15 protein-coding genes and 1 pseudogene are annotated in these 14,042 nt (G+C 69.3%); 9 read left to right on the top strand and 7 right to left on the bottom strand.

Annotation, left to right across the window (positions count from 1 at the left end):
* The first annotated feature begins 218 nt into the window (after nt 1-218).
* The gene (locus C6N31_RS19405; protein ID WP_187144722.1) at nt 219-356 is read left to right on the top strand and encodes a hypothetical protein; all 138 of its coding nucleotides are present in this window, start codon (nt 219-221) and stop codon (nt 354-356) included.
* An 84-nt stretch (nt 357-440) separates the two neighbouring features.
* On the opposite strand, the gene C6N31_RS19400 is transcribed toward C6N31_RS19405, so the two are convergent.
* The gene (locus C6N31_RS19400; protein WP_138351513.1) at nt 441-1,127 is read right to left on the bottom strand and encodes a formylglycine-generating enzyme family protein; all 687 of its coding nucleotides are present in this window, start codon (nt 1,125-1,127) and stop codon (nt 441-443) included.
* 179 nt (nt 1,128-1,306) lie between these two features.
* Here C6N31_RS19400 and C6N31_RS19395 point away from each other — a divergent pair, with 179 nt between their 5' ends.
* Nucleotides 1,307-2,287, top strand: a complete 981-nt coding sequence (locus C6N31_RS19395; RefSeq protein WP_232485383.1) for a trypsin-like serine peptidase — start codon at nt 1,307-1,309, stop codon at nt 2,285-2,287.
* Nucleotides 2,288-2,291: 4 nt separating this feature from the next.
* Here C6N31_RS19395 and C6N31_RS19390 read toward each other — a convergent pair whose 3' ends face one another.
* The 3 genes and pseudogenes from C6N31_RS19390 to C6N31_RS19380 form a co-directional block, all read right to left on the bottom strand.
* A complete protein-coding gene (locus C6N31_RS19390) occupies nt 2,292-3,050 on the bottom strand; it encodes a hypothetical protein (RefSeq protein ID WP_138351512.1) in 759 nt (252 codons plus the stop codon).
* Nucleotides 3,051-3,131: 81 nt separating this feature from the next.
* Nucleotides 3,132-4,130, bottom strand: a complete 999-nt coding sequence (locus tag C6N31_RS19385) for a pyridoxal-phosphate dependent enzyme (protein ID WP_232485382.1) — start codon at nt 4,128-4,130, stop codon at nt 3,132-3,134.
* A 183-nt stretch (nt 4,131-4,313) separates the two neighbouring features.
* Nucleotides 4,314-4,715, bottom strand: a pseudogene (locus C6N31_RS19380) (MFS transporter); the annotation flags it as partial.
* 42 nt (nt 4,716-4,757) lie between these two features.
* Here C6N31_RS19380 and C6N31_RS19375 point away from each other — a divergent pair.
* Entirely contained in the window at nt 4,758-5,321 is a 564-nt protein-coding gene (locus C6N31_RS19375; RefSeq protein ID WP_198357907.1) for a GNAT family N-acetyltransferase, read from the top strand.
* A 65-nt stretch (nt 5,322-5,386) separates the two neighbouring features.
* Here C6N31_RS19375 and C6N31_RS19370 read toward each other — a convergent pair whose 3' ends face one another.
* Nucleotides 5,387-6,466, bottom strand: coding sequence for an alpha/beta hydrolase (locus C6N31_RS19370; RefSeq protein WP_198357906.1), 1,080 nt, complete (start codon nt 6,464-6,466; stop codon nt 5,387-5,389).
* Between the two features lie 223 nt (nt 6,467-6,689).
* The gene (locus C6N31_RS19365; protein WP_198357905.1) at nt 6,690-7,286 is read right to left on the bottom strand and encodes a dihydrofolate reductase family protein; all 597 of its coding nucleotides are present in this window, start codon (nt 7,284-7,286) and stop codon (nt 6,690-6,692) included.
* A 192-nt stretch (nt 7,287-7,478) separates the two neighbouring features.
* On the opposite strand from C6N31_RS19365, the gene C6N31_RS19360 reads away from it, so the two are divergent.
* The 4 genes from C6N31_RS19360 (at nt 7,479) to C6N31_RS19345 (ending at nt 10,934) form a co-directional block, all read left to right on the top strand.
* Nucleotides 7,479-8,204 carry a polyamine aminopropyltransferase gene (locus C6N31_RS19360; protein ID WP_138351508.1) on the top strand — a complete coding sequence of 242 codons (726 nt, stop codon included), beginning with the start codon at nt 7,479-7,481 and terminating at the stop codon, nt 8,202-8,204.
* Nucleotides 8,205-8,323: 119 nt separating this feature from the next.
* Complete coding sequence (locus tag C6N31_RS19355; RefSeq protein WP_187144723.1) at nt 8,324-9,004, top strand: hypothetical protein; 681 nt, start codon at nt 8,324-8,326, stop codon at nt 9,002-9,004.
* Nucleotides 9,004-10,290, top strand: a complete 1,287-nt coding sequence (locus C6N31_RS19350; protein WP_138351507.1) for a nucleotidyl transferase AbiEii/AbiGii toxin family protein — start codon at nt 9,004-9,006, stop codon at nt 10,288-10,290. The genes C6N31_RS19355 and C6N31_RS19350 overlap by 1 nt, the downstream gene beginning before the upstream one ends.
* A 224-nt stretch (nt 10,291-10,514) precedes the next feature.
* Complete coding sequence (locus C6N31_RS19345) at nt 10,515-10,934, top strand: nuclear transport factor 2 family protein (RefSeq protein ID WP_138351506.1); 420 nt, start codon at nt 10,515-10,517, stop codon at nt 10,932-10,934.
* 76 nt (nt 10,935-11,010) lie between these two features.
* Here the strand turns inward: C6N31_RS19345 and C6N31_RS19340 are convergent, their stop codons facing one another.
* Nucleotides 11,011-11,583 (bottom strand): TetR/AcrR family transcriptional regulator, encoded by a 573-nt coding sequence (locus C6N31_RS19340; RefSeq protein ID WP_138351619.1) that lies wholly within the window; start codon nt 11,581-11,583, stop codon nt 11,011-11,013.
* Nucleotides 11,584-11,966: 383 nt separating this feature from the next.
* Here C6N31_RS19340 and C6N31_RS19335 point away from each other — a divergent pair, with 383 nt between their 5' ends.
* Both C6N31_RS19335 and C6N31_RS19330 read left to right on the top strand, forming a co-directional pair.
* A complete protein-coding gene (locus C6N31_RS19335) occupies nt 11,967-12,716 on the top strand; it encodes a cyclodityrosine synthase (protein WP_232485381.1) in 750 nt (249 codons plus the stop codon).
* Nucleotides 12,706-13,914 (top strand): cytochrome P450, encoded by a 1,209-nt coding sequence (locus C6N31_RS19330; RefSeq protein WP_138351504.1) that lies wholly within the window; start codon nt 12,706-12,708, stop codon nt 13,912-13,914. The genes C6N31_RS19335 and C6N31_RS19330 overlap by 11 nt, the downstream gene beginning before the upstream one ends.
* Nucleotides 13,915-14,042: the final 128 nt, after the last annotated feature.

Genomic DNA, 14,042 nt, shown 5'->3' with positions numbered 1-14,042 from the left:
AGGTCTTCGCCATGTTCAAGACCCACCACTGTCAACAACGCTCGTGATCAATACAGCTAGGTCCTGTCCGGCCTTGGTGCTGCACCGTAGGCCGGAGGGTTGGGGCGCGCCTACGGAGTGGCTGAGTATTCGGACCGATGTCCGATTTCCGTCCGTGTTCCTCTCCCACGTGCCCTGACCGGGTGTTCCTCCGCAGACGGCCCACGGACTCAACCCGCGTGCACCCGTTCCGCGGACAGTCCCGAACGCGCCGTGCATCGGCGAACCATGCCCCGGCGATGCTCACCGACCCGGTGGCCCGCGCCGCGTCCACCACCGCGACCGCCGCTGCCGTCACCGCCTGCGCCGCCGCCTGACCCTCCGCCGCATCAGGTGGTCGAACCGTGTCGGTCGCCGTCGCCAACGCGCGGCTGCGACCGACACGGCACCATTTCAGGCGGTCACGCCGGAAGCGCGTGCACGCCGGAACGGGCGACGCGGAACCCCACGTCGTCGACCTGGAAGGTCGGGTGGCTGCGGCGGCGCGCGGAGGCGCGGCAGCTCCAGTGCTCGTCGAACCAGCCACCGCCGCGAAGCACGCGGTACGTGCCGTAGACCTCGGGGTCGTAGACGTCCCAGCACCAGTCCCAGACATTGCCGAGCATGTCGTGGAGTCCCCACGGGTTGGGCTGTTTACCGCCCACGTCATGGACCCGCTCGTCCGAGTTGCCGCGGTACCAGGCGATCTCGTCGAACGGACCGTAACGGGGTCCTTCCGTACCCGCGCGGCAGGCGTGTTCCCACTCGGCCTCGGTCGGCAGCCGGTAACCGTCGGCGGATGCGTCCCATTCGATGCCCTCGCCGTCGGCGTGGAGGTGGTAGGCGGGGGTGAAACCGTCGCGCTGGGACAGGGCGTTGCAGAACCGGACCGCGTCCCACCAGGAGACGCTCTCGACGGGCAGCCGGTCACCCTGGGCGGCGCTCGGACGCCGGTCGGTGATCTCTGCGTACAGCGCCTGGGTGACGGGGAACGCCGCCAGCTCGTACGGCGCGACCTCCACCGACCAACTGCGCTGTGTCCGCCGGTCCGACAGCGTCACCCGTCCCGGCGGGATGGCGACCAACTCGGTTCCTGCACTCGGGTCCATGGTCAGGTGATCTTACGGGACGCCGTCCTCGCCGATCGGACGGCACCGGCTCCGGGCCGACCTGATCACCTCCCGCTGTTCAGGTCGAAGAGCGGGACGCCGCCGCACGCCGTCTGGCGCACAGCCCCATGGGCGCGCTTATGGTGAGCCGTCATATGCGTACGACCGGAGGGGAACTGATGGTGCGTAGGACCCGAGTCATCCGAAACGCCGCCGCGTCCGTGGCAGCGCTGCTGCTCTGCGGCGGGCTGGCCCCGTCGGCGTCCGCCACGGGCGGCCCGGCACGGCCGAACCCGGCCGCCGTCCAGCTCGACGCGTACTGGAGCCCGGCCCGGATGGCGGACGCGCTGCGCGGCGAACCGGGCAACGGTCCCGGGACCGGCTCGTCGACCCATAGCGTCTCCCCCACCGTGGACGGGCCCCGGCCGGGTGAGTACATTCCGCCCAGCCGGAGCTTCGACGGCATTCCCCAGGCGGGCACCTTCTTCTGGACCGACGCCACCGGTACCGGACGTACCTGCAGCGGATCCGTGGTGCGCAGTCCCGGGCGTGACCTGGTACTCAGTGCCGGACACTGTCTGAAGGGCTACTCCGGCACCTCCCCCCGGCGCAACCTGGCCTTCGTGCCGCAGTACCACGACGGGCTCAAGCCGTTCGGTGTCTTCCCCGTCGCGAGCAACGGCGTCTACGTCGCGCAGCAGTACTACGACCTGGGCGAGCACGCGGGAGCCGCGTACGACTTCGGCTTCGCGGTCACCGAGCCCAACCAGGACGGGACGCGACTGCAGGACGCGGTGGGCGGGGTGCGGCTGCTCACCGGGACCGGGTACTACCACGCCCCGGTACGGATGATCGGGTATCCGGCGGGTGCGACCAAGCCGCTGCAGTGCTGGAGCTGGACCACCAAGTGGGTCAGCGATGATCCGGCCGACCCCGGTACCTTCCCGCGCATCGCGTGCGACGCGTTCGTGGGCGGAACCAGCGGCGGGCCGATGCTGGTGCCGTGGCCGGGCGGCTGGGCGGTGATCGGGGTCATCGGCGGTTACCACACCGGCGGCAACACCCCCAAGGTCTCCTACAGCGCCTACTTCGGCGCCGCGACCCAGGACCTCTACCGCGCGGCGATCACCGGCACCCCGCCCGCCGGCCCGGCCTCCTGAGGACTCAGCGCTTCAGCGCCGGGAGATGACGGCACAGGGCCTCGGGAAAGGCCGGGCTCATCCGCAGAACGCCCGCGCATCCGGCTGCATCGGAAGTGCCCAGGGCGTGCCATCCGTCGGGCGCGGCCCGGAAGGACCACCGGGTGGTCAGCGCACTCTCGGTGCAGCCCGAGGACACGTCACCGCAGGCGGGTCCCATACGGGTGGAGAGTTCGAGGACGAGCCAGTGGCCGTCGCAGCCGAGGTCGTCCCAGTAGGTGTGCTGCGGGGTGTCGGCGGTGAGCATCGCCTGCTGGTACGAGGCGCTCGTGCAGCCGGTGGGTGCCGGATCGCAGCCGAGCTTGCCGCACTTGCGCAGGGCCGGGCGGGTGGCGCCGGACAGGGTGAAGACGTCGGAGCTGTTGACCATGACCCGGTGCCCGACGACGGACACCGGCAGCCGAACGGACGTCAGCGCCCGCTCGTCGTGCGTACATCCCGAGCGACGGTCCATGCTGCTGGACTCGAAGATCACCTTCACATAGATGACGCCGTTCTCCACGGTGTCGACGGCGGCCTTGAGCCCGCGGGTGCAGTTCGTCCCGGCCGGCACCTGGACATCCAGCTGGAGGGTACGGTCGTCGGCGGCGACGCTCACCCCGTTCACGGCCATCGGGGCCGCCAGCGTCCAGGAAATGGGGGATTCCGCGGTGGAAGGTTCTCGTGTGCTGGTCGCGCCGCCGTCGGCGCGCATCGTGCCGCAGCCACTCAGCAACCAGCACATTACTATGAGGACCCCTGCGAGAGCGATGCTCGAGGGCCCTGTCGACGACCAACTCGACGGCCTGCCGCGCGACACTCGTCCTCATCCGCTGATCGTTCCGATGGTCAGTGCGGCCGCTGCTCTGTCGAGCGTCTGCGGATGGCCGTAGAGGCCCGGCAGGCCGCCCGAGTGCAGGAAGACCGTGCGGTGTCCGGGGACGATGTCGCCGTCCCGGACCGCCGCGATCAGGCCGGCCATCGCCCGTCCCGTGTAGATGGGATCGAGCACCATGCCTTCGGTCCTGGCGGCCAGCAGCAGGGCTTCCATGACCTCATCGGTCAGTGTGCCGTAGCCGTCGCCGACCTGGTCGAGCCGTACCCGCAGGGTCCCCGGCGCACAGCGTTCCCCGCTCAGTCCTGAGACGAGCTCGGCCACGGTGCCGGACGGATCCGCGACGGCGCCGCAGTGGACGCCCAGCACTCGCGCGGAGCCCAGGGAATCGACGAGGCCGGCCATCGTGCCGCCGGAGCCGAGTGCGGTGACGACGGTCGACAGGTCGGGGGCCTGTGCGAGGAGTTCGCGCCCGCATTCGACGTAGCCGCGCGCACCCACCACGCTGGAACCCCCGAAGGGGATGAGTGCCGGAACGGCGCCCCTCCCCCGCAATTTCTCGGCCACCTGCTCGGCCGCGGCCTTGAGCGCCTCGGCGCCGACATCACCGGCCCATACGACGGTCGCGCCGAACAGGGCGTCGAGTACGAGGTTGCCGGACCCCGGCGATCGGGGTGTGCCGACGAGGACGAGGACGGCGTCGAGCCCCAGCCTGGCGGCGGCAGCCGCGGTCAGCCGCGCGTGGTTGCTCTGCGGAGCGCCCGTGGTCACCAGCACCGTCGCCCCGGCGTCGTGTGCCGCGCCGCAGAGCCACTCCAGCTTGCGCACCTTGTTCCCGCCGCCGCCCAGGCCGATGAGATCGTCCCGTTTGACCCACAGGTCGTCCGGGCCGAGGCCCAGTGCGGCGGCCAGCCGCGGCATGGGTTCGAGCGGGGTGGGCCACGTAGCCAGCACGGCCCGCGAGGCGTTACCGCTGCCCGATGTCATCATGCTGTCCTTCGTTCGCGGTGCCGTCCTGCGCTCGTGCCGGACATCCTGCCACGGCGACGATCACCCCGTCCGAACGGCGGTAGCCGGGCCGCCGGCGGAGCACCCCGAGCTGCCGGCCCGCCTCACGAACTGAGCGCTCCACCGACGAACGGTGGCGCGCCGGAACGTGGTTCGGTGCTGCCACATGTGGAAGGTCGGTGCCGCGTTCTCGTCCTGGGCGGGGACGCCCCGGCGGTAGAGGAGCACGCTGATGAGCAGCCCGGCGGCGAAGAAGCCCGCCGACCACCAGTAGGCGGTGGAGTAGCTCTCCAGCAAGGCCTGTCCGCGCACTGCCGGGTCGGCGGGGTTCCTGCCGGCGAGGTAGCCGGTGGCGGCGCTGGCGGCGAGGGTGTTGAGCAATGCGGTACCGATAGAGCCGCCGATCTGCTGCATGGCGTTGACGGCGGCGGAGGCGACTCCGGCATCGTGTGCGGCGACACCCGAGGTGGCAAGACTCATCGCCGGTGCCATCACCAGACCGATGCCGAGCCCGAGGACGACGAGCGGGGGCAGGATGTGGGCGGCGTAGGTGCTGTCCATGCTCAGAGGGCCCGGTGGCTGGCTAGGCTGCCTGCTATGAATACGGCCATGACCGACGACGGGGCCGCCGAGCCCGTCGTCCTCGACGTGACGGAACTGGCGTCCGATCCGGAGCGGGACGCCCGGTTCGCCGAGTCGGCCCATCGGATTCTGGCCGATCTCGTCCGTGGAGGTGCCGCACTCGGCTGGGTCGAACCTCCGTCGCGCGACGAAGTGGCCGAACTCCTCCATCACGTGGTCGCCGCGGTGCACGCCGGTGACGGGGCACTGCGTGCGGCCTATCTCGGCCATCGGCTCGTCGGGTTGGGGTACTGGCTGCGCTACGCGCGACCGACCCACCGGCCGCACGCCGACCTGGAGAAGCTCGCGGTGGATGCAGCCGCCCACGGCCGTGGCGTCGGCCGGACGCTGACCGCCGCCCTGATCTCCGACGCCCGGCGGGCGGGAATCGAGGTCCTCACCCTGGACGCCCGCGGCGACAACAGCGGTGCCCTGCACCTCTACCGGTCGCTGGGCTTCACGGAGTACGGCCGCCTCCCTGGCTTCGTCGCCGTCGGTGAACGCCGCTACGACAAGGTCTTCTACATGCTGGACCTCCGCCACCGCAGCTGAGGCTCCTGCCCGCTCGACCTGTCATGCGCCGGGGTGGCGCCGCCTGTGTCGCTCGCGGCTACCGGCTATTTCTTCGGCGACGGAGCCTGTTGCGGGCCGGCCAGTTGCTGGCTGAGCCAGCCGATCGCTGCCGGGTACTCGCTGATCCAGGTGCCGTAGTTGTGACCACCGGTCGCGAGCAGCATGGTCTTCACCCGCACCTTGCTGCCCTGAGCCGCACGGACGAACTGCTCGATGGAGGCCGGCGGGCTGTCGCGGTCCTGCGCCGAGGTCGCGAGGAAGATCCCCACGTCCGCTCCGGAGCCCGCGACCAGGTGGGTCGGGCTGTTGCGCTCCCGCAGGGCCGGGTCGGGCAGGACGGACGGGTCGCCGGTCAGCGGGTCGGGATCGAGCGCGGCGCCGGCGCCGAACACCCGTGGGTACTGCAGCGGGAGCTTCGCGGCGCAGTAACCGCCGGTGGAGAACCCCATCACCCCCCAGCCGTGGGGACCGGGCACCGTACGGAACTTCTCCCGCAGCAACTCAGGAACGTCCGCCGCGAGCCAGGTGGCGACCTTGCGGTCCGGCGCATCGCTGCAGTCCGTATCGACGCTGCCCGGGTTGATCACCGGCATGGCCAGGATGAACGGATGTGACTGGTGGGCGTCCACCATCTTCTGGAAGGCGTCGGGCATACCGCCGTGCTCCAGCCACGACTGAGGTGATCCCGGCACTCCGTGCAGCAGCATCAGGACGGGGAAGCGGGTGGAGCGGAACGTGGGATCGTCGTACTGCGGAGGGGTCCAGACGATGACCTGCCCGGAGAGTTTGGAGTGCGTTCCATGGAAGTAGGTGTCCAGAATCCCGTTGTCGCTGCGGTTGAACTGGGCGCGGGTCACGGGCGGGCCGGGCATCGCGATGGTGTTGCTGTTGTCGGGGGTGCCGAGCAGGTCGTCCCAGGAGGAGTAGAGGCCGTAGCTGTTGTTCATCCATACGGCCACCACCGAGATCGCGGTGAGCTGGCACAGCAGGATCATGACCAGCCGGGTGAGTGCCCGCACCAGGCGCGGTCCGGGAATCCTCGCCCACAGGAGCATCGTGCCGATGACCATCAGCAGCGTCACGATGATGAGCACGACCCAGAACGATGTCCCCGTCAGACTCACGTCAAGCCCTCCTGCCCTGGTGCGTCGGCGCGATGCTGCAACCGCCGGTCCGGTCCCCCTGATCCGGGTTCCGGTGCTCGTTGTCAACGTCTCACACGCATCCGGCAGACGGCTGTGCGGCATGCCCGAACCTGGCCGGGCATACCGCACTTGGGGGCGCGCTCGCGCCCTCGCTCGCCTGTCCGACCAGATCCGACCCGGGCCGATCCCAGCCGACCTTCCGCTACCGCCCGGCAACCGGCCGGTAGGTGCACACGTGCACGCCCGCGTCACTGATGGCGGTGGACACCAACTCGAGCGTGCGCAGTACACCGTCGTCAAGGAAGATCTTCTTACCTCCGCCGAGAAGCACCGGCATGATCATGAGGCGGAGTTCGTCGATCAGGCCCTCACCCAGAAGGGTGCGCGCGAGCGTCGGGCTCCCCATGACCAGCAGGTTGCCACCCTCGGCGTCCCGCAGCTCCCGGATACGGGAGACCGCCTGATCGCCGGGGATGAGTGTGGTGTTGCTCCATGTCAGGTCGTCGTCCTTGAGCGTCCCGGACACGACGTGCTTCGGAATGGCATTCATCTGATCGGCGAACGGGTCGCCCGCCCGCTCGGGCCACGCCGCGGCCATGGTCTGCCACGTGCTGCGCCCGAACAGCAGCGCCTCAGCCTTGGTCAACGCGTCGGAGAAGGCACCCCCCACCACCTCCGGATCGAAGAACGGGTGCGACCAGCCGCCGTGCGCGAACCCGCCGTCGGTGTCCTCCTCGGGACCGCCGGGCGCCTGTACGACGCCGTCCAGGCTCATGAACTCACTGATGACGATGCGCATGGGACTCGCTCCTCTTCCTCGCTCCGGGTGTACGGCAATGAAGACTGCGGCGCCGCTCCGGAATCATCGCTCCCATCGGGACCATGTTGATCCCTCGCCACACGACAGAGTCAGGTCCCTTGCCATGAGAGAGTGGGCGTTTCGGATTTGCCGGGCATTCTCCCGCCAGCCCGGCACCAGAAGGGCGAACGGATGAGCGCGCGTTTCGAGGAGATCGACTGGCAGCCCACGCCGATGGGCGACATCAGTCTGCGGCGCCGACGTGACCCTGTGTCCGGCGAGGAGGTGTACGAGGTGAAGCTCGGCGACGAGTTCCTGATGTCCAGCCTCTTCACCGCGGGCGAGATCGCGCTCACCCGGCTCGGACTCGCACCCCTTCCGGACGACGCCCAACTGGATGTCGTCGTGGGCGGCCTCGGCCTCGGGTACACCGCTCGGGCGGCGCTGGACGACCCGCGGGTGCGTTCACTCATCGTCGTCGACACGCTCGGCGAGGTGATCGACTGGCACCGGCGCGGCTTGGTCCCGCTGGGTGCCGGGCTGGCATCCGACCCCCGCTGCCGTCTGGTCCAGGGCGACTTCTTCGCGATGGTCGGCGACTCCACCGGCCTGGACCCCCGCACACCGGACCGCCGCTTCCACGCCATCCTGCTGGACGTCGACCACTCACCGCGCCACGTCCTGCACCCGCGGCACGCGGCGCTCTACCGGCCTGCCGGACTGCGTTCCCTCGCCAATCGGCTCCACCCCGACGGTGTCTTCGCCCTCTGGTCGAACGACCCGCCGGACGAGGAGTTCAACTCCGTCCTCGCGGAGGTCTTCGCGGAACCGGAGGCCCACGTCGTCCACTTCGACAATCCGCTGCAGGAAGGAACGGCGACCAACACCATCTACGTGGCGAGGAAAGCGCAGCAGTAGACCGAAGGGGTCGAAGGTTCGCGTCGGTGGGACTGCCGGCAGTCCCGCGGGGCGGACCGAAGTGCGTGCCGCGCCGATATCGGCTGGCTGTCCGGACACCGGCCTGTCATCGTCCAGGGATGTCCGGTCAGCAGCATCACCAAGCCGTGGCGTCGGTTCCCTACGTCCGCGGCGCCCTGGAGACACACATCACGGTGGCATGCCCGGCTGCCGGGACCGGGATCGCCCGGCTGGCGGACTGGGCCGCGTACCGCGGATTGAGTTTCGCCCATATCGTGCTCGCCCGTGGCCGGACCCGCTCCCAGCCCATGCTGAACCTCCGGGGCGAGGGATCGGCCACGGAACACGTGGAGAACGCCACCGGCGTCGCGTCCGAACTGGCGGCGGACGGCTACCGGGCCGTCCGGATCAAGACGGAGGCCGTCCCCTGGGCCGCCGGGGTGCCGCAGGACGACGTCGCGGCCGCCGCTCTCGAACCCGACCTGTACTTCGAGCACCATGTGAAGTTGCTGCTTCCCACCCGGCACGACCGGCTGCTGCTGGAGCGGCTGGCCCGCCCCCACATCGCGCACGTCTCATGGAACGCCCGACGTGTTCGCGAGGACGGCCTGGAGGAGCGCTTCATCACTCAGCGGTGCCGGGGCGTCGGTCGAGGCACTGCCGAACGGCGGCTGACCGCGCTGCTCCACGATCTGAACGCAGCCGACTCCCATGTGCTCGAGGTGGAGCGGGAGTTCGTCCTGCACGACACCAACCTCTCTCTGGACGACGGTTGGATATCTCAGGAGGTCTCACGTTGATGTCACCGACGGACAGCGCCGACGACTGGGCACAGCTGCGGGGCAGCCCTGTCGATATTCCGCACTCCCCTCTCGACGAGGAGACCCGGCTCCGCGGGGACTTCCCCCGAACCTTGCTGGCGTCGCCCGACGGAATGAGCCAGTCGTTGGTCTTCGAGCCCGCTCTGAAGCAGTTCTCCAACGCGTACCGGGCGGGCGAGCCGCGGTTCGCGGACGAGGAGGCGGGGCGGATCTGGCATCAGGCGCGCAGGACCGTGCTCGATGTCGTGCTCGCCTCGATCGCGAACGGTCCCTGGACACAGCATCTGGTGCTGCGCGGCAGCGTGTTGATGGCCACGTGGTTCAAGGAAGCGGCCCGCGACCCGGGCGACCTGGACTTCGTCGTCGTCCCTCAGGACTGGCGGCTGGACGAACCGCGCACCACGGAACTGTTCTTCGGAATCGCGCGGGACGCGGCGGCCGCCGGCGCCGACAGCGCCGTCCGCATCCATGCGGACAGCATGATCACCGAGGAGATCTGGACCTACGACCGGGTGCCCGGTCGTCGCATGCTCCTGCCCTGGACGGCGCCCGGATGCGCCGGCGGGACCGTTCAGCTCGACCTGGTGTTCAACGAGACCCTGCCGGCCCCGGCGGAGCTCACCGAGCTCCTGCCGCTGGGAGACGGTCCCGGCTGCCGTCTCTGGGCCGCGTCGCCGGCTCTGTCACTTGCGTGGAAGCTCCTGTGGCTCATCACCGACCTCCACCCGCAGGGCAAGGACCTGTACGACGCCGTGTTGCTGGCCGAGAGCGCTCCTCCGCCGTACGAACTGGTTCGGAACACCTTCGTCCTGACCGGCGTCGAGGGATTGCGGCCTCCCAGCTCCTCGTGGACCGAGACACTGGCCGTCGAGCAGGGCTGGGAGCACTTCACGGCCGAGTATGCACAGGTGGCGGGAACCGCCGCGGAGTACCGGGACCGGCTCCTGCGGGCTCTGACGCCGTTGCTCACCGCCTCGGAACCACCCGGCGAGGACACGTACGACCGATGGGTCCGCTGGCTGGGACCACTGATCGAGTCGACCCGTGCGACCGCCGGCAACGACCCTGCGCCGGCCCTCGGGCACCTCGCGGGAGGCGGCTGGGACGGCCTGATGGCGGCTGTCGTGATCGTGCGGGAGGTCGCCGGGCGGCAGGCACTCGACCTTGAAGGGGCCCTGCATGCGGTCCTGGACAGTGGTGACAGCTGGCGGACCTGGCGGGAGAGGCCCGAATGGTGGCCCGACGTTCTCGACCGACTGAGCTGAGCGCGCCGGCCGCGGCGGGGTCGCCGAGCACCAGCGCCACGGGTTCGGCGCGGTCCGCCTGACCATGGAGGGTGACCGTTTCGCCCCCGCGCGGCGCCGGCGACGATAGGCGCCCAGGCCGGGCGAACCGTTCGCCAACCAGGCCGGACCTTGCGCGAGAACCAGCGTTCTCCTAAGCTGCGAAGTGAGGAGAACGCTGGTTCTCCCATGGGAAGGGATACATCATGTCCGAGCAGAGGCCGCCACTGCCGCCGTTCACCGCCGAGAGCGCCCAGCAGAAAGTAAGGGCCGCCGAGGACGCCTGGAACAGCCGTGATCCGGAGCGGGTCTCGCTCGGGTACACCGAGGATTCCGAGTGGCGCAATCGCGACGTGTTCATCACCGGCCGGGCCGAGATCGTGGAGTTCCTGCGCGCCAAGTGGGAGCGGGAGCTGGACTACCGGCTCCGCAAGGAACTCTGGGCCTACACCGACCACCGCATCGCGGTGCGCTTCGAGTACGAATGGCACACCGACCAGGGCCAGTGGTACCGCAGTTACGGCAATGAGAACTGGGACTTCGACGAGAACGGCCTGATGCGGCGCCGCTACGCGAGCATCAACGACCTCGCCATCACCGCCGACGAGCGCCGCATCTCTCTCTGACGCCGCCCGCCCGGACGGCCTTCACCGTCCGAGGAGGGCCCCGCCGAGCCCCGGCGGGGCCACTCGCCGTCGCCGGTCAGGCGGGGCGGGGGCCGCCGGTGGATTCGAGGATGATGCGCACCGCGTCCTTTGCCTGGCGGGCGGGCTGGGGAGAGCCGGAGATCGCGGCCGTGGTGATGGCGCCCTCGGCCAGCAGGGCGACGTGATCGGCGACCCAGGCCGGTTCGCCGGCGGCGGCCACGAGATCGGCGAGATACCGCCGGAAGGCGTCCTTGTGGGCGCGGGCGATGGCGGCCACTTCCGGCGAGGTCGCGCCGAGTTCACCGAACGAGTTGATGAAGGCGCAACCGCGGAAGTCCGGCTCGTCGAACCAGTCGTGGAGCCAGTCGAAGACCGCCAGCAGGCTCTCGCGCGGCGACGGCCGGGCATCGGCGTACTCGGCCAGCCGGCGCCGCCAGGCCTCGTCCCGCCGCCGCAGGTACGCCTCGACCAGGTCCCCCTTGGAGGGGTACAGCTGATACAGGCGCTTCAGGGAGACACCGGAGGTGGACCGGATCTCGTCCATCCCCACCAGCTGGATCCCGCGGTCGTAGAACAGCGCCTCGGCCGCGTCCAGGACACGCGCCTCGGCCAGCTCGGGACTCAGCACTTCCACCCATCTCCCCGCATATCGAGAACCATCGTTCTCCTATGGTAGCAACAACCCGGGAGACCTCCGGAAATACCGGCAGGCGGCGCAATCCGTTCCCGCCCCGCCCTCCCGTGGCCGGGAATCGACAGGGTCACGTCATTGAACGACCGCCATGGCCCGACCACCCCGGAGGTGACGCCCCATCAATCGGAGAATCCTCAGCAATTCACCGCCCCTCATGGTGTGTTGATACAAGGCGACGTCATGTCCCATTCATGTTCATCTCGCGAACCGGATCCCCCGTTGACACTCTCCGTGGCCGGGCACTAACTTCTCGCATTGTCGCCACACCAGGAGCACAAGGCTCCCCGGGACTAGCGACACCGAAGGACGCTCTCCAGTTGACGACAGCGACCGAAATCTTCGAGATTCAGTCCTGCACACCGGTTGCGACGGCGGCCGAAGTCTTCGAGGTGCAGCCCTACACCTCCCACTGCCAGGTGATCCGCGCCGAGGGCGACCATGCCGTTATCGGTGTGTCGCCGGGAAACAGTTACTTCTCGGCGCAGCGCATCACGGATCTCGCCCGATGGGGCATCGACAACTTCCGGCAGGTCGATTTCGTCTACACCGACCTCCATGTCGCCGAGATGTACGAGGCATCCGGCTATACGCCCGATGACGCCCGGCGCAAAGCCGTCAAGAATCTGCGCGGCGTGCGGGCCAAGGTGACCAATGCCGTGGAAGCCGCCTCCTACGGGGGGAGGCTCAGAGCCCACGCCATGTCGGATTTCCTGGACATCCCGGCCTACCGGAGAATCCACGACCGCCTCTGGGCTCTTCTGGACACCGATCCGGAGTTCCGCAGGACCTGCGACACGCTCGTGGACTCGTTCCTCACGTCCAAAGTCCTGGACGGGAAGGCCAGCACCGAGCGGCAGCGCGAAGTATGCCTCAAGTACGTATGCGCGGAGGCCCCCTTGTTCCTGGACACCCCCGCCATCCTGGAGGTTCCCTCCTCCCTCAACTGCTACCACCAGCTCCTGCCGATGGCCGAACTTCTCTACTCGCGCGGATTCGGACTGCGAGCCTCCCGCAACCAGGGCCATGCCATCGTCACACCCGCACAAGGAGACCCCGATGTCCGTTGAGACGCTGCTCGACCCGCAGGCCGGGACGCTGCTCGACTTCCCGTTCTCCTGGCGCGGCGATCAACTGCCGCACGAGATCGACGCCTTGCGCAAGGAGCCCGTCAAGCGGGTCCGGACGATCGCCGGCGACGAGGCGTGGCTGGTCTCCTCCCATGCCCTGTGCAAGCAGGTGCTGGAGGACACCCGGTTCAGCCTCAAGGACACCTCGATGCCGGGTGCGCCGAGGCAGTACGCCCTGACGATCCCGCCCGAGGTCGTCAACAACATGGGCAACATCACGGGGGCGGGGCTTCGCAAAGCGGTGCTCAAGGCCATCAACCCGAAGGCCGACGGCCTGCTGGACTGGATGCGTTCGCACGCGGCCGGGCTGGTCGACGGGCTGCGGGCGCAGGGCGCTCCGGTGGATCTGCGGGCGCAGTTCTCCAATCCGTACTCGGAGGCGATGCACTGCCGCATCCTGGGCATTCCGCAGGCCGACGCTCCCCGGCTGGCCGCGAGTCTGGACATCGCGTTCATGAACTCCGCCTGCCCCGTCAGCGGTGCGAAGCTCAACTGGGACCGCGACATGGCGTACATGGTGGAGCGCCTGGACGACCCGGCGACGACCGGGCTGATGGCCGATATCGCCGCGCTGCGCAAGGACCCGGAGTACGACCACCTCACGGACGAGATGCTCGCCACGGTCGGCGTGACGATGTTCGGCGCGGGGGTGATCTCGACCTCGGCGTTCCTGACGATGGCGGTGTTCTCCCTCATCCAGCACCCCGAGACCTGGGCCGAACTGCGCGAGGACCCCAGCAGGATCCCTGCGGCGGTCGACGAGTTGCTGCGGATCAACCTGTCGATCGGTGACGGTCTGCCGCGGCTGGCCCTCGAGGACGTCCTGCTCGGGGATGTGGAGGTCAAGAAGGGCGAACTGGTCCTGGTGCTCGTCGAAGGCGCCAACTTCGACCCCGAGGTGTTCGCCGATCCGCACCGACTGGATCTCGGCCGTGAGAACACCGCGGCGCATCTGTCGTTCGGCGGCGGCCAGCACTACTGCCCGGCCACCGCGCTGGGCAAGAAGCACACCGAGATCGCCCTGGAAGTCCTGCTGGAGCGGATGCCGGACCTGCAGCTCGCCGTCCCCGTCGAACAGCTCGTATGGCGGACCGGGTTCATGAAGCGGATGCCCGAGCGGCTCCCCGTCATGTGGTAGCAGCCGACGGTCCTCGCCCGTCCTGGAAGAGCCGGGGCGGGCGAGAACCTCTTTACAGTGGCGCTCCTTACTGACACGGTCGGGCCATCGCCGGGTTCAATTGGGGGGCACGGCGGTCGCTGACGTGT

Source organism: Streptomyces fildesensis (assembly GCF_016107395.1).
Lineage (GTDB): Bacteria > Actinomycetota > Actinomycetes > Streptomycetales > Streptomycetaceae > Actinacidiphila > Actinacidiphila fildesensis.
This window is presented reverse-complemented; position numbering and strand designations above follow the sequence as displayed.